This window comes from Paenibacillus sp. FSL P4-0176, assembly GCF_037975265.1.
Taxonomy (GTDB): Bacteria; Bacillota; Bacilli; order Paenibacillales; family Paenibacillaceae; genus Paenibacillus; species Paenibacillus amylolyticus.
In genome coordinates, this window is sequence record NZ_CP150242.1 from 6,745,714 (window position 1) to 6,764,984 (window position 19,271).

Genomic DNA, 19,271 nt, shown 5'->3' on the forward strand with positions numbered 1-19,271 from the left:
TTCACCACCCTTCCTCAGCTTCAGGGGAACCGTTGATCTTTTCGGTCATCCGTTTCTGATCCCGATGTACCGTAGAAGGACGATTGATCATTTTCCACCATGGCACACGAATGAGAATGTCTTTGGTATCTGTTTTACTGTACGGGCTAAGACCGGAAAGATATGGGACACCGAACGAAGTCATCTGTGTCAGATGCACCGAAATCAGGACCAAACCGATTACAATCCCGTATAGTCCGAGCATACCTGCCAGTAACATGATCGGAAATCGCAGCAGACGCACCGTAATCGCGAAGTTAAATCGCGGAATCGTGAAGGAAGCTATACCTGTCATGGATACGATAATAACCATCGGTGCGGATACAATCCCCGCTTGAACTGCGGCCTGTCCGATCACGAGTGCACCGAGGATACTGACAGCCTGACCCACTGTCTTGGGTAACCTGACCCCCGCTTCCCGGAGAGCTTCGAACGACAGCTCCATGATGAGGGCTTCCACCAAAGCCGGAAAAGGTATAGCCTCCCGTGCACCCGCAATACTCAGAATCAGCGTAGTTGGTAGCATGTCCTGATGAAATGTTGTAATAGAGATATACAAGGCTGGCAGGAACAGAGCGATGGCTACGAATAGGAAGCGAATCCACCGCACCAGATTACTGATGAAGAATCGCTCGTAATAATCCTCGCTGGCTTGCAGCATCTGCCACATCGTGACTGGAGCAATCAGCGAGAATGGGGTTCCATCTACCATAATGGCAAAGCGTCCTTCCAACAGATTGCCTGCAACGGTATCCGGCCGCTCCGAGTAGTGCATCTGAGGAAAAGGGGAATACGGATGATCTTCAATCAGTTCCTCGATATAACCCGTCTCCAGGATGCCATCAATATTGATTTTTTCCAGACGTTTCTTGACATCTTGAATCGTTTTTGGGTCAGCAATACCTTCCAGGTAGGTCAGCACAATATCTGTCTTGGTATCTGTGCCAAGAGTCATACTCACCATCTTGAGAGCAGGTGTTTTCAGCTTGAACCGCAATAAGGCCGTATTCACACGGAGCGTTTCGGTAAATCCCTCCCGCGGACCCCGAATGACGGATTCTGTCTGCGGTTCCTCCACACCACGTCTGACGCCACCTTTGACATTGAACATCCAGGCTTTGTTACTTCCATCGACCACCAGAAGGGCAGAGGATGCCAGCACCCCTTCTGTCGCAGCAGCCCAGGTATCCACTCGCTTCACCTGTGTTAGCTCAACGGTTGTATCATCCAGTGGAACATCAGGTTCATCTGTACGTTGCTGCACCAGCCCTCGAATAATCGGTCGCAGCATGTGTTCCTGGATATCAGCCGAATTGACAATACCTTCAATATAGACGAGAAGTCCTTTCACTTCAGGCGTAATCATGACGTTGCGAAAAACCACATCAGAACAATCGGAGAATATCTCCTTTACCGCCTTAATCTGAGTTTCATGTACTGCACTAATTGGCTGCCGAAGAAAAGGCGGGGACGGCAGTCCCAAAGGAATATGTTTTTTTTCTTCTGAAGCTCGTCCCGGTTGTCCGAACTTGTCTTTCCCAGATGTTTTGTCTGCCATATGCCGCCCCTCCGTTCTTGTTTTTATACAAGGTAGCTTGTGCCAGACAGCGGGGAATTATGTGGTCTTTTTTGCAAAATTACGATTAAATTCTCTGAGTTTTCAGACAGCAAAAAGGCCTCTGTATTTAACAGAGACCTCTGGGATGTTCCAAGTTCTATAGTTACTTATAAGTTAATCCGCAAAATAATCTTCAGGCACATAACGAATCTCCGACTTCGCATAGATGCTTAGCGTGTGACTCTCCCTGTCGTATACTACCCGTTCACCATCTACGTAGTACCAGTGTTTCAAAAGGGGCTGATCCTTGCGTTGGACGAATCGAAATACGTTCAGTTCCTGTCTAAGCTCCATAATCTGTTCCACAATCTGCTCGTCCAGACCCGTAACGGTAAATATGAAACTTGTACCCTCCTGTTGGAACCGATAGGACAGGGAATCTGTTTTGCTATTAGCTAATCCTCGTCCGGTCACCGCATGTTTGACCATAAACCATTCCTGTTGCGCCATACGTGTATATCCTCCTTCATCTTGGAGTTCATTCATTTCATCAGCCATCTACGGCAAATCAATAATCATATAGAACGTATCTTCGTTTCCTTGCAGTTCGATTGAATCCTGCTGTCCCACACGAGCCGTGTCGCCTTCGTTCAACAGGTACTCTCCATCCAATCCCAGCTTGCCTTCGATGGAGAAAATGTACATTCGGCGGCCTGCCTCCTGATTGAAGGTTAACGTTTCGTCTTTGGCTAATCGGCCAAGGTAGATCGTCATATCCTGATGAATGGTCGCAACTCTTGGTCCCCCATCTGGGGATACAATCGGCACGAGTGCTCCTGCCAATGCCGCTGGATCAAATGATGTCGTCTCATAGGAGGGCTCCAACCCTTTTGTCTGTGGCATGAACCAGAGCTGAAGCAAACGTACTTCTTCGGTATCGGATGCATTATGTTCGGTATGAATCATGCCACTGCCTGCTGACATCCGCTGGATACCGCCAAAGCCTGTAACGGCTACATTGCCCAGATTATCTTCATGTCGCAACTTGCCGTTCAGTACGATCGATACAATCTCCATATCACTATGCGGGTGAGCTCCAAAACCGCGACCAGGCGCAATCACATCGTCGTTCGCTACCCGCATCGGTCCAAACGCCGTATTCTCCGGGTCTTGGTATTCTCCGAAAGAAAAGCTGTGACTACCACGGAGCCAGCCTCGATCGAAGCTGGAGCGGGCATCGGATGGAATGACGTTAATCATAAAATGCATCCTCCTTATTTTTTCTTAGTAGCATACTTATTCTCATTGTAACAAACCATAGGCATGTCGTCCAAACAAGGTGAAACGGCTGTCGCGTCCTCTAGCGGCTCAGCGTGTTTCATTCCGAAGAAATATAGAGAAGGATGGTGAAATAACATAACTCCCTATATTTCGAAAAAAGTTCTCTACTGATCAGCCCGGTTCGCAAATCAATTCCCGAACCGGCTTGGCCAATAAAGAACCTCGTTACAGGACTCATCCTGCACTTCATTATTTTTAGCAATCGTTAGTCAATTCAAGCACTCACATTCTGGCGAGCATTCCCCTGTCTGGAGAACAGATAATCCACGGCCAGGAGGCGGCTTCCTGTGAAGAGCAGTGTCAGGGAACCCGCAAGCAGCAGGTAATCTAACTCGGTACCACTCAGGAACGGCTCACCCACTTTGGCTGTAAACAGAACGCCAACCATCACGATGGCAAACAGGGCAGCAAACACACGTGTTCCCAGACCCAGAATCATCGCTGCACCACCTACCAACTCAATGATGGCTACAACGGATGCAAGAAATCCGGGAATACCAATACTTTCGAAAAAACCTACCGTACCACTGATTCCACCTTCGAATTTACTCCAGCCGTGCAATACAAAGATCAAACCGATCATAATCCTTGAGAAAAGTAATCCAATCTCTACACTTTTATTATTCATGTTCATCTTCCTTCCTCATTATATTCGACTTCACATGTAGCCCAATTAATCTATCCGATGGACCAAACAAACAAGATAGACAGCAATAGAAAAACAGTAGCCGACATCAGAACAGCATAACGTGGCAACCTCAGCGTCACGTCCTGATCCGGGTCCAGCAGACGTGAAATGCGGACATTCACCGACGTATCCGCAAATGAGGATTGAACGGTCAGTTCTTTGGCCCCCCAAGGTTCAGGACAAGCACGGAGCAGCTTGAGCAAAGCACTGCCAATGCCTGCCACATTGCCTGTACGCTCTATGGCCTCATTGTCTGCCAGAATTTCTCTAACAATATTGTAATGTTTCGAAGTATGCTTCAATACAGGAATATACGGCATCATGATTGCAAATACCGATAACAGTGTTGTCTTCAGTGGGTCACGGTGCCACAGATGATGAACTTCGTGGTACACAACTGCAGTCTCCTCTTCTGCATCCAGCATCGTCAGAAGTCCCGTGGAGAGTACGATGCAAGGTCTCCATAAACCAATTGTAAATGCAACCGGAGAATGCTTGTCCACCACAATGAATCCCGGCTGTCCGAGATGGTGATACTTGGACTCCAGTTCACGAGACAATGCACGCACTTCCATGGAGCGAAGCTTACGTACGGCTGCTCTGGTTTTCATCATACGCACCATTAACAACCAACCTGTTCCCGCAAATGTCAGCAATACCAGTGCCAGCAGGAAATGTCCCACAGATAACCATCCCAGTCGACTCATCCAATGATTGCAGAGCCAGAGCAGGTTAAACGGGATATCCCAGCCAAAAATTTTGTACATCGCGTACATGAACATCTGCATGAACACGAGTAACGGAATGCCAAACCCGACGGCAAACAAAAGTTTCGAGCGGGTCTTCCACATCTTAATCGCTATCCTTTTTCCATTGTTTGATCTTCTGTTCCAAGCGTTCAATCAGACCCGCATCTGCTTCATCCAGCGCATCCAGCATATGATTCAATGCCAAAGCTCCGAATTCATCTACCAACTCATGTGACAGTTCCTTGGATTGGTCGTTCATAAACTCCTCCTTGCTCTGTACCGGTTGGTACAAAGATGTTCTGCCCTTTTGTGACTTTCCGAGAAGTCCCTTGTCTACGAGCCGGTTCATCACGGTCATGACTGTATTAAAATTGACGTCTTTGTCTTGTTCAAGTGCGGTCTGCACTTCACGGATGCTGCTGCCAGGACGAGCCCATAAAATGTCCATGATCTTGGCCTCCAGCGGACCGAAAAATCGGTTGAGCCCACGCTCACCCACTTTGAAATTGTGTATTCTCATTTTCTGACACCCCTCACACTACCCATTGTAGTGCCATCAAATGAGAAGTCAACCTCTATGTCAGCTATTTTATGTAAATTATTTGTAAATTTGTTTTCCATTTCAGTAAAAAAGGCCAAAGACCGGGAGTTCCGCACGTTCGCGGTTCTGCCCGGTCTTCAACGAATATTAGTCCGTATGATGTTGTAGAACATGGTCAAACTGTACTTTATTTTCCATCCTGTGACGGCATATGTGCAGAAATATCCACGCCGAGTCCATGAGCCAAACGTCCGCCAAGCTGTCCATCCGCTCGGAAGAAGTGGCACAGGGCACGCATTTGAATATCAACAGATACGCCCTTAAGGTCATTGATCAGATTATCAAGCAAATGCTGCTGCTCTACAGGAGTAAATGAACGGAAAAGCTCCCCTGACTGCGTATAATCATCCGTCTTCTCGATTTTCTCTCTTGTAACATGCCCTTGCAACGGAACCTGACTGTCCCGGTATGCCGGATCTTCTTGCGGGCTGTTTCCTGAACTGTTGGGTTCATAGTTCACCGGAGATGGGTCCTGATTCACATTCATGAGTCCATCACGCTGATGATTACGAACGGGTGCGTACGGGCAATTCACCGGAATTTGCAAATAGTTCGGTCCAAGCCGGTGACGCTGTGTATCTGGATAGGAGAATAGGCGTCCTTGCAACAATTTGTCTTCGGAAGGCTCAATTCCGGGTACAAGCGCACTAGGAGAAAAGGCCGCCTGCTCCACTTCAGCAAAGAAGTTTTGTGGATTCCGATTCAGGGTCATGGTCCCTACCGTATGGAACGGCAATACATCTTCAGGCCAAGTTTTGGTTGGGTCGAGTGGATCAAAAGCAAAATCATCCATTTGCTCCGGCTTCAAGAGCTGTACCTGAAGCTTCCACTGCGGGTATTGCCCGTTCTTGATATGTTCATGCAGGTCCCGGGTAGCATGATTAAAGTCCTGTCCTTGTACCTCGGCAGCTTCCTGACGAGAGAAGCCTCGCACGCCTTGTGCAGACTCCCATTTGTATTTCACATAGTGGACCTGTCCCTGTGCATTAATCCATTTGAAAGCATGTACGCTGAAACCATCCATCTCCCGATAACTTGCTGGTGTGCCCAGATCAGAGAACAACCAGGTCATCATATGTGTTGATTCCGGTGAGAGGGTCATAAAGTCCCAATATCGGGCAGGTTCCTGAATGTTTGTATCCGGAGCCGGCTTCAAGGAATGCACCATATCAGGGAACTTCATCGCATCACGAATGAAGAAAACGGGCAGATGATTACCGACAATATCATAGTTGCCTTCCCGTGTGTAGAATTTGACGGAAAATCCACGTGGATCTCGTGCAGTCTCTGGTGATCCCGTACCATGAATAACGGTTGAAAAACGAACCAGCACATCCGTCTCCGTACCTGGATCTTGTAGGAAGTCAGCTGTTGTATAAGCCTTCATACTCTGCTCCAGCGTGAATACACCATGAGCTCCGGCACCTCTCGCATGTACGACTCTTTCGGGAATACGTTCACGGTCAAAGTGGGCTATTTTCTCAATGAGATGGTAGTCTTCAAGCAGTGTCGGCCCTCTTCTGCCTGCTGTGCGGGAATTCTGGTTGTCACCTACAGGTGCTCCCTGATTCGTTGTCATACGTTCTGTCATCATGTCGTCCTCCTCTAATGGGTCTCACGGCTGTTATATATCTACTATTAAAATCATATTCGGCTTCGGTTTAAATATACATTTAGACTTGATCTAACTGTTAAATTGATTCTAACATGTCCCACTCTACTCTTGCATGAGGTTCACATGAGATTAAGATGAGGTTCTTCAACATTCATGAATGAACTATGAACATGTTTTAAGGGAATGATTCTGATCTGCCTCTCTATTAGGTAGTACCCGAAAAAGCATGAAGTGAAAGATAAAATTTGGGCAAAAAAAAGCGGACTAATCCGCAAGGCGGTAGCCCACTCCTCTTACTGTTACAATATATTGCGGCGAAGACGCATTATCGCCCAATTTTTTGCGCAAGCTTTTGATATGAACATCGACCACATTACTTCCACCCGTAAAGTCCGTCTCCCAGATATCGCTGAGCATTTCCTCACGGGAAATGACTGCACCTTTGGCATCAATCAGCTTGAGTAACAGATCATATTCGGTCTTGGTTAGATGAATCCGGTTATTATCGCGCTGTACACTCATCCGTTCACGATCGAGCCACAGATCTTTGAATCCGATACGGTGCCCTTCCTCAGGCAAAAAACCACGGTTGGGCAGAGCAGGGCTGTTGCCAATCATGCGCTGCACTCGGTAAAGTGCTTCCTGCGGGCGTGCAGGCCACACCAGCAATTCCTCCTGAAGCATCGGTCCACTTGCACTACCAATCATCTTCTCACCAACCAGATACAGACAAGGGGTTGTATGCTCAGCCTCACGATTTAATCGGCTGCTAATGCCGGCAAATGCATCGATAGTTCCGGCCACAGACAGATCATAGATCAACAGATCAAAGACAAGACGCTCATGCAGATCCGGTTCCCAGCGATGGAAGACCAGTACATCAAAGCAGCTATCCGTTAAGGCTTTTACCAGTTCATGAACCTGCCCCGGCATCGGGCTGATCAGAATAACACGCCGTGTAACAGGACAATTGTCCACAAGGGGTGTTGAGTCAGACAAGGCTGGTTTAACCCTTAGGGGTAAACGGCGGCCAGGCAGTTTTATTTTTACTTGATCCGTTTGTTTCTGCATTCCCCGCAGACACCTCCAAAGACCACATGAGCATGATCGATTGCATATCCGGTTTCTTCAGCTACCTGTTTCATCCATTGTGGAGGAACCTCTGTCATCACCTCGTCCACTTTGCCGCACACTTCACACATAATGTGCTGATGATCATCCATACGGGCATCGTACCGGCTTGCTGTCTCTCCGAGTTTAAGTTCCCGTATCAATTCTTTGTCCGTCAGATAACGAAGAGAATTATACACCGTACCATAGGCCAGATTATATCCTTGTTCCACGAGTCGGTTCATGACATCAGCAGCTGTCGGGTGATCCTCTGAATGGCGCACCACATCATATACTGCTTGCCGTTGTATCGTCAGATTTAAAGTTCTCACAACCATTTCTCCTTTATTATTGATCCATTTTATATGAAATCAGACACTGATCTTCTACTTATGATGTTCTTCCCAAAAAGAAGGAATACATTTTGATTTAGATTAAGTATAAATCTCATTGTATATTGAAGTCAATATCACTCTAACATCCTGTATATGCAAATAAAACATCTTTCCCAGCAATCCCCTCATAAATTTGGGATAATATGGTTCGCTACAGCACCGCTTTTCAGATAAAATGTAGGGATGTGCGTAAAAAGGGGGAATGTCGGTTGTTTAGCACTTTTTTCATTAATATCTGTGTCATGATTACGTTTATGTATGTGTCCGGGATCATCGCAAAGTTCTATAGTATCCGATTGCCATTTCCCTCGTTACGTGTTCAGTTGATCGGCGGCTTATTGTTCGGTATATATGGCACAGTACTCATGAACTATTCTTTCCCTCTGAACGAAACTACAATTGTAGATCTACGTCATCTGGCCATCGTTACCGCAGCGGTATATATGGGAGGATTGGCTTCGGTCGTTACGGGACTCATGATCTCGATCATTCGTATTCTGATGTTCGGCTTATCATCCTCTGCCATAGATGCAGGTTTTGTCATGACTCTGATCGGACTGTCCGGTGTATACTTCGCCTATGCTCCTTGGTCCAGACTGACCAAAATAATTACAATGAATCTGCTTGGCATGACATTAATCTTTATCATTCTTATGTTGAACACGGACAGCATGAATTCATTAATGAAGATATATCCGTTACAAATGACCATTTCTTTTGCCGGTGGAATATTTATCTATTTCATTGCAGAATTCATTAATAAATCCAATGAAATGTTATTTCTATTGGAAAAAAGAGCTTCTACCGATCATCTTACCAACCTGAGCAATCGACGACAGTTCGAAAAATCACTTCAACTGGAACTCCAGCGTGCGCGGGATTACCAACAGAAGCTTTCCTTGCTTGCCATTGATATTGACCGATTCAAAAAGGTAAACGACACCTATGGTCATTCCGCTGGCGATGCGGTCCTGAAGCAACTTGGACAACTGCTTGTTGAGCATGCACGTTCTGCTGATATCGTATCACGAAACGGTGGGGAAGAATTCGCCATTCTCTTGCTCGACTGTGGACACCGTCAGGCCGTGGCTACCGCCGAATCTATACGACAGGCTGTAGAGAAATACCATTTTGCTCTGCCCGACGGGCACACGACACGTCTAACCATCTCCATTGGTGTAGCCGTATATCCCGATCATTGTGATGATCATGACGATGACGACTTCTTCGAACAGGCCGATCGTGCTTTATATGAAGCCAAGAATACAGGGCGTAACCGTGTGTGTGCCTTAACTTTTCGTTCCTTGCCTCTTACGCTTTAAAGTAAGATCTAACCTTTCAACGTTCTCCAAAAAAGGGATGTCTCGTTCGCCTATTCAGGCGCACAGGACATCCCTTTCTTTATAGATCATTGCATATCATCTCAGCTTGTGTAAAATGACAGGAGATCAAGCAAGGATGCTCTCAATCTCCTCCACAATGGCAGCATCCAGCTTCACGCCAGATGCAGCCGCGTTCTCTTTTACCTGCTCGGGACGACTCGCCCCTACAAGTGCACTGGATACATTGTTCTGGCGCAGAATCCAAGCCAGGGCCAGTTGGCCAACCTTCAGATCCAGCTTGTCCGCCACTTCAATCAGTTGACGAACTTTCCCGATACGATCCGCATTGATCTTTCCTTCGTCCCATCCTAGCTTGGCAGCACGGCTATTCTCTGGGATATCGGAAACGGACGTATATTTCCCGGTCAATAGACCTTGAGCAAGCGGGGAATATACGACTTGTCCGATGCCTTTACGCTCACCGAGCGGGATAATTTCATTTTCGATATAACGGTCAAACATGTTGTACACCGGCTGATTAACCACGATACGATCCAGAAGCAGACGATCTGCTGTACCCAACGCAGCTTCCATCTGAGCCGCTGTCCACTGGCTGACGCCTACATATAACACTTTGCCTTGGCGTACCAGATCATCGAGCGCGCGGAGTGTTTCTTCAATTGGTGTTTCGGTATGATAACGATGGCAGTAATAGATATCCACATATTCAACGCCCAGGCGCTTCAAGCTGGCTTCACATTGCTCCTTGATATGTTTGCGAGACAGCCCTTGGTCATTCGGACCATCACCCATTTTGCCAAATACTTTGGTTGCAAGTACATAAGAGTCACGGGAATATGCTTTGAGCGTCTGCCCCAGCAGTTCTTCTGCTGCACCCCGTTCGTATACATTGGCAGTATCAAAAAAGTTAATGCCTTCATCAAATGCAGTTTCAATTGATTTCACCGCATTCTCACGTTCCACATACCCTCCGTACGTCAGCCAGCTTCCCAGGCTAATCTCGCTTACTTTCAGTCCGCTTCCACCTAATCTGCGATAATCCATTGATTGCATATCCTCCTCTGTTGGTTATAAAGATGAAGTTCACTTTCTATTGTAACGTAACCAGCTCGGAATAAAAGGGCTTTGGCTCAGAAAATGGAAAACGAAAAAAAGCGCACCTATAAGGTGCGCCGAATAAAGATCTATGATCATGATCTAAGGCAAAGTAATGCTCAATGCATTCAACAGATCAGCCTGTCTGACCGGCTTGGTCAGAACAGCATCAAAGGCTTCTGCTTCATGCAATTCAATGTGCATACCATAAGGAACAAGAACAATGACGGGCAGATTCTCCAGTCGCTGTTTCAGTTCATGTACAAAATCAACCGCGCCGCCTTCCATTAATCCCATATCCACAACGGCTACATCCGGCATGAATCCTTCCTTGATCCAATCATGCGCTAATGTCAAACCTGAGGTCATGTGTACATCCATCTCCCACCTACGCATCAGGGAAGAGACACCTTGCAAAATGTCAGGGTCCTTGGCAAGTAACACCTTTTTCCCTTTTAACCGCTGCTGAACACTTGCGAGCTGAGGTAACTCCCAGTATCTGCGTAACGGAAGTGAAATGTTGAATTCCGTCTCATTTTCCTTCACACTGCTCACCTGAATACGGCCATGCATGAGAATGGCAAGATTCTGGCTTACAGCTAAACCCAGATTGCTTCCAATCAGTTTTTGGATATTCAATTTTTCATCTTGGCTGTTAAAGGTTGGTGTCTTCTTGTCCGATAACATCTGACCCGTGTACTTCACCTTGAGCTGAAGTGTACCGGTCTCCTCCAATTCTTCTCCGTTCACCACTGCTGTGATCAGAACGGAACCTTCACGCGTTGAATCGAGAGCATATTGAATGACGTGTGCAAGCAACTGTCCAATCTTGACTTCATCACCAACGAACACTTGAGATACATTCAGTTCAAGATTTAATCCCAGCTCAATGTTCTTGCCCGTCGCAATCCCGGCATAGAGATACACGGTATTCTCAATGGTGCCTACCAGATCAAACGGATCATCATGTATAACCGTTTTACCTGCTTCATTAGTGTTGAAATTCATCATATTATTCAGCAAGGAAAGCAGAATATTGCCGCTTGTCTCAATCATGTTCACATATTCGGACTGCTCCTCAGGCATATCCGGTGTGCGCATCAGATCTGTCAGTCCCAAAATACCGTTCAAAGGATTGCGAATCTCGTGACTCATTAGCTTCAACATCTGTGTTTTGGTCATAGCCTCAGATTCGGCACGTTCTTTCTCTGCCTGGAGCTGTTCTTGCATTTGTTCCGAATCACTCAATTTCTGCTCCTGAACATGCAACGTGCTTTCCAGATCAACAACATAACCCAGGAATACAGCCATCGCCTTCAGTGTCTTCATATCGGTTTCGCTGATCACATAACCAGGATCATCCATCAGACAGATGGTGCCAAATGTTTCGCCCGATCTTCTCATAATAGGCACGCCCACGAAGAAGCGATTGCCAAGTCCGCTCGTAACGCCCATGGATCGTGTCATCGGATGTTCACATGTATCCGGGATCGTAAGCACGTTACCGTTGTCTCTTAATACCAGGCTGCAATATGAATCCGTAAATGGAAGTGCACTGCCTTTAACAACTAACTCTTCCGTACGATTAAAGGCCTCCAAAATGACATTGGTCACCCCGTCATTCGTGGCAACAAAGATGGTATTGACCTTCAATATACCGCTTAATACGTCTACGATATGGGCCGCAGCTTCCTTTATATCTTCATAGAAGCCTCTTGTAATGCCTTCTGCCGTCCCCATGATTCACCCCTCTTATCTTAGCTGCACTTTCAAATCTGTATTTCAGAATGTTTAATCACGTACAGGGGTCATCAAAAATCCGAATAGCTGTCACAATCTATACTTATATGATTAACACCGTAGAAGTATAAGAGAATCATACTCCCTGCCTATTGCCATTTGTGGACAAAAGCAGGTCTTAAACGGATGGTTTAACGACCGCGAATTCATTGCAACTCGCCTTTTCAGCTTGATTAAAGTCCATCTTGTCCGACTTCGGATATTATACTTGCAGAATAACTAGAAATTATACGCTTCCGCTCAGACTTTGGGAACCTTTATCCGCAGCAATTAAAGGAAAGTCCACTTTGTTCAGTAAGCTGTGTGATCATTATCACACCCAAAAAACCACATATAGTTTATAAATGGATAAGACGAATCTACATATAGTATTTAACGTGAATTAAATGATAACCAAAATCATTTTAGGAGGAACCTTACATGAACATGCTTGAGTATGCCACCCCACCGGCATCCGATCTATTATCCGACCTGGGAAGACGAATTATTGGCGCAGAAGACGCCGATACGCTGAGGGAAAATGCGAATCTGAACGGGGATTCCTTCAGTGGTAAGATGAGCAGGCTCGGTTCGGAGACCGCCAAGTGGCATGCTCTGCGTCATGTATTGCCGGAAGAGCTTGCCCAAGCTGTGGAGAATGGGGATCTGTATGTACACGATCTGGATCAGTATGCACTTGGAACGACCAACTGTATCTTTATCCCGTTTGACCGTCTCCTTGCTGCGGGTTTCAACACAGGTAACGGATCGGTTCGCACACCTCAGACGATCATGTCTGCCATGGCTCTGGTTGCGATCATCTTCCAATCCCAGCAGAACAGTCAATATGGCGGTGTATCGGCCAATAAAATTGACTGGGATCTGGCCCCTTATGTACAGCGATCGTTCCGCAAACACTACCGCAAAGGGCAACGGCTCTTTGGTGAAAATGTTCTGATCGGGGATGAACAGCTTCATCTGGATAGCATCGAAGCGAAGAATCAATGTCCGCGGGCATATGCCTTCGCCTATGAAGAGACTGAATTGGAGACAGGACAAGCTGCTGAATCACTGATTCATAACCTGAATACGATGAGCAGCCGGGCGGGTGGTCAGATTCCATTTACTTCACTGAACTATGGATTATGTACTTCTGCGGAAGGACGGTTGGTATCACGCTCGTTGCTGGAAGCAACCATTCGTGGTCTGGGCAACGGGGAGACTCCCGTGTTCCCTCAACATATTTTCCAATGTAAACAGGGGATCAATCAGGCTCAAGGAGAGCCGAACTATGATCTGTTCCGGCTCGCAGTCAGCTGTTCATCCCGGCGGATGTATCCTAACTTTGTCAATGTGGATGCCTCTTTCAATCTGCCTTTCTATCATCCGGAAGATCCGGATACGATCATCGCAACCATGGGATGCCGCACACGTACACTGGCTGACCGGTTTGGTCGCAATCGTCAAAGTGGTAAAGGTAATCTGTCCTTCAACACCATTAACCTCGTGAAGCTCGGCATCCGGTTTGGCATCTGCCAAGGTGCAAGAGCTGTCGCTGACCGAGCCGGATTCTATACTGCTTTGGAGTCAGTTATGCATAATGCCGCTTCCGGCCTGTTACACCGCTACCGAATTCAGACATTGCAGCCTGCCAAGGCATCGGACTTCATGATGCGGGAGGGTGTATGGGAAGGTGGAGAACAGCTTGGCCCGAACGAGCCGGTTGCCGAGCTGTTAAAGCATGGAACATTATCTCTTGGTTTTATCGGTCTCGCGGAATGTATGACAGCTCTCTATGGGCGCCATCATGGGCAGGACCCTCATGTACATCGCGAAGCGCTCAACATTATTCGGACCATGAGAGAGTTCTGTGACCGGATGAGCGAGCAGCATAACTTGAATATCACACTGTTTGCCACACCTGCTGAAGGGTTGTCCGGCAAATTCACGAAGATCGACAGAGAGCGTTATGGCATTATTCCCGGAGTGAATGATCGGGAGTATTATACGAATTCATTCCATATCCCGGTCTACCACACGCTTCCAGCATATCGGAAGATTGAACTGGAGGCCCCATTCCACACTTTATGTAACGCGGGTGCGATCTCCTATGTGGAGCTTGACGGAAACGTTCGGGCCAACACCGCAGCTTTCCTGCGAATTGTACAGTATGCACTGGCGCAGGATATCGGTTATTTCTCCATTAATCATCCAATTGATCGCTGCCCTGCATGTGGTTATGAAGGCGTCATTGGGGATGTATGCCCAAACTGTGGAGCCCACGAGAACCATGTACACTTCCAGCGGTTACGTCGCGTAACTGGCTATCTGACCGGAGATTACAAAGTACGCTTCAATGCTGCAAAGCAGGCCGAAGTGCGGGATCGGGTGAAACACCGGTGAATCTATATGGTTACATCCCGGAATCGGTAAATGAAGGGACCGGCCTGCGTGCCGTGTTGTTCATCAGCGGATGTCTTCACGCCTGTCCGGGCTGCTTCAGTCCGGATTCATGGAGCTTTCGAGCGGGTGAGCCCTTTACAGAGGAGCGGCAGCAGCAGATTCTGCATGAAGTGACGACCCATCCGTTACTGGATGGCGTTACGTTGTGTGGTGGTGATCCCTTTTTCTCGGCAGCAGAATGTACGTCTTGGGTCCAGCACCTCCGCGCTGCACGTCCTGATCTGACGGTATGGGCCTACACGGGATTCGAATTTGAAGAACTGATTACCGACCCTGCAAGAGCGGAGCTTGCCCGGTTGTGCGATGTGATTATTGACGGTCGATACGTTGAAGCGGAGCGTGATGTTTCCCTTCCCTTCCGCGGCAGCCGGAATCAGCGTTTGATTGATGTCCGTGCAACACTAGCCACTCGAACCATCGTTACAATGCAGCTCAGTATGCTGTAACATTGGTTTTATTCCCCTCACCAACTAACAAGGCACGGGTCCAAAGCGGACTCGTGTCTTGTTGGCGTATAGCGGTCTTCTTTAAGAAATAGGTTTTATCCATTCTCTCTATTTTCTTCTCTACTGCATGACGATATATAATATAGGTAGTTATTAAGTTAGCATTTAAAATTTAACCGTTTACATAAGGTAACCAGGGAGGAATCATCTTTTATATGGATATTGTTCAAGCATTAATTACATGTATGCCTTTCTTTCGAGATACGATTCGTCAGGATGTAACCCTCTCCGTGATTGATCATGAGAAATTCCTATATTTCTCAGCAGGGGAATCGTTAAAACAACTGAATTATCAACCCGGCGACCCTCTATTGGATGGAAATCGAAATTTTGCTGATCTCAACGGCGGTACAGTCAAACGATTCGACCACTACCCTAAAGATTTATTCGGTGTTCCTTTTGACGTGGCTTTTATCCCCATTAAAAATGAGAAAGGTGAAGTCATCGCCCTGTTTAACCTGCTCTACAGTATGGATGACCAGGATCAGCTGCAACAGCTCATGGATGCTACCGAAAATCTGACCAACCAGTTAATTGACAGTGTACAGCATGTAGCTGCACACTCCGAGGAACTCAGTGCCACAACCGAAGAGATCCGGAACAATTCCAAACAAGCCGTACAGAAATCAGGCAATGTCACTCAAGTCGCCAGTTTCATTCGTGAAATCTCCGAGCAAACCAATCTGCTCGGCTTGAATGCTGCCATTGAAGCTGCTCGTGTAGGGGAAGCTGGTGCAGGTTTTGGCGTTGTTGCCAAAGAAATTCGCAAACTGTCTGTCGATACCAAAGAAGCAACGGCCCGTATTGAAGATTCTCTTCTCTCGGTTCGGCAATCCATTCAAGGCATGGAGAATGAACTTGGTGAGATCACTGCAAGCTCCCAAGAGCAGGCTGAACTCGTAAACAATTTCATGAGCACAATTGAGCAACTGAATGAAACCAACAAACAATTGAAGCAATTTGTGCAAAAAATGATTACGTTTGACGGTAAATAAAAATACGTGCAATGGACAATAAAGCGCGGTTTATATCATAGAAATTTGCATAATTCGAATCCTACCGCTCAGGGGATTTATGCAAAATGGTCATTAAACAACAAACTAAGCCTCCGAATAAGTTCGGAGGCTTTTTCATGAGCTATTTGACTTAACGAATCTCAAAGTGACTGATGCGCACACCCGCAGACAACACAATGTATACATCCTGCGCACCTGATGCACCTGTGAGTTCCGCCTTCACGGTAGACCACTGCTGGGCTTCACCTTGTGCCAGTTCCACACGTCCTGCGAGCGTACCGTCTGGTGAACCGAGTCGAACTTCCAACACAGCGCCTGCTTTTTCCGCGGATACACGAGCTTCAATTGCTGCTGCCCCACTACCCAGATCGGCATCCTTAAAGGCAATCCATCCTTGCTCACCAACTACACGGACAGCACTTCCGCCCTCTTTGCTCTCATCCAGATCAACACCCAGGTAAGCATCATAATTCTCGGCACGAGTAGCCACACCCAGATTACGGGCAGGGATCGTCTCTCCTTCTACCGTCAGGTCTGCAACCAGCTGAACATCGGAGGATGACTTGGCAACCATAATAGAGTAAGTTCCACTTTCCACGACATACCGATCACGAGTTACATCCCAGATTGCCAGTTCCTGAACAGGCAAAGTAAAGCTGACCTTCGCTGTAGCTCCCGCTTCGATATGAAGACGACGGAATCCTTTTAACGTTTTGAGTGGACGTTTCACCCGGGATTTGCCTGCACGAACGTACAACTGTACAACCTCGTCGCTGGCAATTGAACCGGTATTGGTTACATCTACAGTTACCGTAACGTTGCCCTCTGTACCCACTTGAGCTGGGCTAAGTTTCAAATTGCTGTATTTAAATGTTGCATACGTCAGACCATGTCCAAACGGATACAATACATTGCCTTCAAAATATTGATACGTACGACCGGATTGAATGATATCGTAATCCTTGATGTCGGTCAGTTGATCTGCTGATTGTACCCATGTCATGTTCAAACGGCCTGCTGGCGCATAGTCGCCATAGAGTACGTCTGCTACTGCGTTACCCAGTTCCTGTCCTGCGTGTGAAGTATACAATACCGAAGGGATGTTATCCTGGACCCAATTCGATGTGAATGGATAACTGCCCACGATGACCACAACCGTATTCGGGTTCGCGGCATAGACCGCCTCAACCAGACGTTGCTGGGATTCGGCGAGATCCAGACTTGGACGGTCAATCTCTTCTTTCCCGTTTACAAGCGGATTATTACCAACAAAGACAATCGCCGTTTCCGCAGCCTTAGCCGCTGCTACCGCTTCCTTCAGTCCATTCACAACCACATCCTGCTTGAACGTCTCTGTAGCACCGAAGGTTTTCAGTTCTTCGGACACTTCAAATGCATCGTTTCCACCATTAGGTGCAGTCACCGTTTTGCCATTCCAAGTGGTCAGACCTACACTTCCGTCCTGTTGTGGCAACAGGTGGAATACTTCCTTCACAAACCAGCCGTACACTTCATCTGCGGAAGCCGTTACGGTCTCTTCATCTGTGGTCAGATATTTGCCGTTGCTTTCGGCCTGCAAGGTATAACTTCCGAAGCCCCAGTCGGACACCATAAACGTCTCCGCTTCTCCCGAAGCAATCACAGGTGATTTTTCACCTTCTGCCAGTCCAATTTTCTTCCCACTGGCTACGGAAGTTAACGTAATACGGTCATTACCATCCTTAAACGATACTTTATCGTTGCCTACTTTGCCACGGATCGCCTCAAGCGGGGATACGTTATACGGCATGGTGCCTGCATACCAGTCACGATAGACCGTTCCGCCCAATTGACCAATCACAGCCACTTTACCAGCTTTTGTTTTGTCCAGCGGGAGCGTGCCTTTGTCGTTTTTGAGCAATACCACTTGTTCTCTTGCGGCTCTGAGCGACAGTTCTTTTGCTTTCTCCGTCATCATGGACTCTTCACCAATAGCAGCGTACGGGTTGCCCTCTTCCGGATCGAACTCGCCCAGACGGAAACGCACACGGAACGTATTAAACAACGCTTTGTCGATGTCATCCATCGTGAGTGTGCCTTGTGCCAATCCTTCACGCAGTGCCTGTTTGGACAGCTCAGCATCATCGGTGATGCTATCAATTCCTGCCTTCACAGATTCTACGGTACCTGGTGTGTGGGAATCATAGTATTTATGATCATTCATGATGCCCATTACGTCACCTGCATCACTGACAATGAAACCATCCATGCCCCATTCACCTTTGACAATCTCGTTCACAAAAGGATGCAACAACGCTGGCGTACCATTAATGGAGTTGTACGCCGTCATCATGGACTGTGCGCCGCCTTCCTTAAATGGCTTCTCAAACGCCTTCAGATAATACTCACGCATGTTACGTGGATCAATGCTGGACGAACCGCTTCCACGATCAACTTCGTTATTATTCGCAAGAAAATGCTTCAAAGTAGCAACCGCTTTGTAATACTTCGGATGGTCGCCCTGAATTCCTTTCACCAATGCTGTTGTCAGCTCGGCTGTCAGTTCCGGATCTTCACCATACGCCTCTTCATTCCGTCCCCAACGCGGGTCACGTTCCATATCCACTGTAGGTGCCCACAGCGTAAGACCGTTCACTGCCGGATTTCGTTTATAAAATACACGCGCCTCGTCTCCGAGTACGGAGCCAATCTCCTTCATCAGGTCCGCATCCCATGTGCACGCAAGCCCCACCGGTTGTGGGAAAGATGTTGCTTCTCCAAGCCAGGCCAAGCCGTGGGCCGCTTCTGTGCCGTGTTTGTATGCAGGCACACCCAGGCGGTCTACTGCCGGTTGATATTGCAGCATGGATTCAATTTTTTCATCTTCCGTCAAGCGGGATACAAGGTCCTTCACCCGGGTGTCTAACTCTAGTGCTGTATCTTGAAACGGATATTTCGTTTGGTTGGTCGTCATATAGAATCTCCTTTGGTTAT

The 19,271-nt window shown here is 47.3% G+C and carries 16 protein-coding genes; 4 read left to right on the forward strand and 12 right to left on the reverse strand.

Features of this window, described 5'->3' with window-relative positions; translation table 11 throughout:
* Position 1: 1 nt before the first annotated feature.
* The 9 genes from MKY95_RS30815 to MKY95_RS30855 all read right to left on the reverse strand — a co-directional run bounded on the left by MKY95_RS30815 (position 2) and on the right by MKY95_RS30855 (position 8,033).
* Complete coding sequence (locus MKY95_RS30815) at positions 2 to 1,597, reverse strand: spore germination protein (protein ID WP_339195930.1); 1,596 nt, start codon at positions 1,595 to 1,597, stop codon at positions 2 to 4.
* Between the two features lie 174 nt (positions 1,598 to 1,771).
* Positions 1,772 to 2,107, reverse strand: a complete 336-nt coding sequence (locus MKY95_RS30820) for a hypothetical protein (protein WP_036612792.1) — start codon at positions 2,105 to 2,107, stop codon at positions 1,772 to 1,774.
* 48 nt (positions 2,108 to 2,155) lie between these two features.
* Positions 2,156 to 2,857 (reverse strand): pirin family protein, encoded by a 702-nt coding sequence (locus tag MKY95_RS30825; protein ID WP_339195932.1) that lies wholly within the window; start codon positions 2,855 to 2,857, stop codon positions 2,156 to 2,158.
* Positions 2,858 to 3,152: 295 nt separating this feature from the next.
* Entirely contained in the window at positions 3,153 to 3,566 is a 414-nt protein-coding gene (locus tag MKY95_RS30830; RefSeq protein ID WP_100528505.1) for a DoxX family protein, read from the reverse strand.
* 50 nt (positions 3,567 to 3,616) lie between these two features.
* The gene (locus MKY95_RS30835) at positions 3,617 to 4,477 is read right to left on the reverse strand and encodes a M56 family metallopeptidase (protein ID WP_339195934.1); all 861 of its coding nucleotides are present in this window, start codon (positions 4,475 to 4,477) and stop codon (positions 3,617 to 3,619) included.
* Position 4,478: 1 nt separating this feature from the next.
* Positions 4,479 to 4,895, reverse strand: coding sequence for a BlaI/MecI/CopY family transcriptional regulator (locus tag MKY95_RS30840; protein WP_017691824.1), 417 nt, complete (start codon positions 4,893 to 4,895; stop codon positions 4,479 to 4,481).
* Positions 4,896 to 5,103: 208 nt separating this feature from the next.
* On the reverse strand, positions 5,104 to 6,567 hold the full coding sequence (locus tag MKY95_RS30845; protein WP_047840780.1) for a catalase: 1,464 nt from the start codon (positions 6,565 to 6,567) through the stop codon (positions 5,104 to 5,106).
* Positions 6,568 to 6,855: 288 nt separating this feature from the next.
* Positions 6,856 to 7,662, reverse strand: a complete 807-nt coding sequence (locus MKY95_RS30850) for a winged-helix domain-containing protein (protein WP_036612804.1) — start codon at positions 7,660 to 7,662, stop codon at positions 6,856 to 6,858.
* Positions 7,638 to 8,033 (reverse strand): transcriptional repressor, encoded by a 396-nt coding sequence (locus MKY95_RS30855; protein ID WP_036612807.1) that lies wholly within the window; start codon positions 8,031 to 8,033, stop codon positions 7,638 to 7,640. The genes MKY95_RS30850 and MKY95_RS30855 overlap by 25 nt, the downstream gene beginning before the upstream one ends.
* Positions 8,034 to 8,305: 272 nt before the next feature.
* Between MKY95_RS30855 and MKY95_RS30860 the strand changes: the two genes are divergently transcribed.
* Entirely contained in the window at positions 8,306 to 9,418 is a 1,113-nt protein-coding gene (locus MKY95_RS30860; RefSeq protein WP_076319286.1) for a diguanylate cyclase, read from the forward strand.
* A 126-nt stretch (positions 9,419 to 9,544) separates the two neighbouring features.
* On the opposite strand, the gene MKY95_RS30865 is transcribed toward MKY95_RS30860, so the two are convergent.
* Both MKY95_RS30865 and MKY95_RS30870 read right to left on the reverse strand, forming a co-directional pair.
* Positions 9,545 to 10,483 carry an aldo/keto reductase family protein gene (locus tag MKY95_RS30865; protein ID WP_047840782.1) on the reverse strand — a complete coding sequence of 313 codons (939 nt, stop codon included), beginning with the start codon at positions 10,481 to 10,483 and terminating at the stop codon, positions 9,545 to 9,547.
* 153 nt (positions 10,484 to 10,636) lie between these two features.
* Positions 10,637 to 12,274 (reverse strand): histidine kinase dimerization/phospho-acceptor domain-containing protein, encoded by a 1,638-nt coding sequence (locus MKY95_RS30870; protein WP_339195937.1) that lies wholly within the window; start codon positions 12,272 to 12,274, stop codon positions 10,637 to 10,639.
* 480 nt (positions 12,275 to 12,754) lie between these two features.
* Between MKY95_RS30870 and MKY95_RS30875 the strand changes: the two genes are divergently transcribed.
* The 3 genes from MKY95_RS30875 to MKY95_RS30885 all read left to right on the forward strand — a co-directional run bounded on the left by MKY95_RS30875 (position 12,755) and on the right by MKY95_RS30885 (position 16,277).
* The gene (locus MKY95_RS30875) at positions 12,755 to 14,716 is read left to right on the forward strand and encodes an anaerobic ribonucleoside triphosphate reductase (protein WP_339195939.1); all 1,962 of its coding nucleotides are present in this window, start codon (positions 12,755 to 12,757) and stop codon (positions 14,714 to 14,716) included.
* Positions 14,713 to 15,222, forward strand: coding sequence for an anaerobic ribonucleoside-triphosphate reductase activating protein (nrdG, locus tag MKY95_RS30880; RefSeq protein WP_339195941.1), 510 nt, complete (start codon positions 14,713 to 14,715; stop codon positions 15,220 to 15,222). Before MKY95_RS30875 ends, nrdG begins: the two co-directional genes overlap by 4 nt.
* 215 nt (positions 15,223 to 15,437) lie before the next feature.
* Entirely contained in the window at positions 15,438 to 16,277 is an 840-nt protein-coding gene (locus MKY95_RS30885; RefSeq protein ID WP_036612816.1) for a methyl-accepting chemotaxis protein, read from the forward strand.
* 151 nt (positions 16,278 to 16,428) lie between these two features.
* On the opposite strand, the gene MKY95_RS30890 is transcribed toward MKY95_RS30885, so the two are convergent.
* Positions 16,429 to 19,251, reverse strand: a complete 2,823-nt coding sequence (locus tag MKY95_RS30890) for a glycoside hydrolase family 3 C-terminal domain-containing protein (RefSeq protein WP_339195944.1) — start codon at positions 19,249 to 19,251, stop codon at positions 16,429 to 16,431.
* Positions 19,252 to 19,271: the final 20 nt, after the last annotated feature.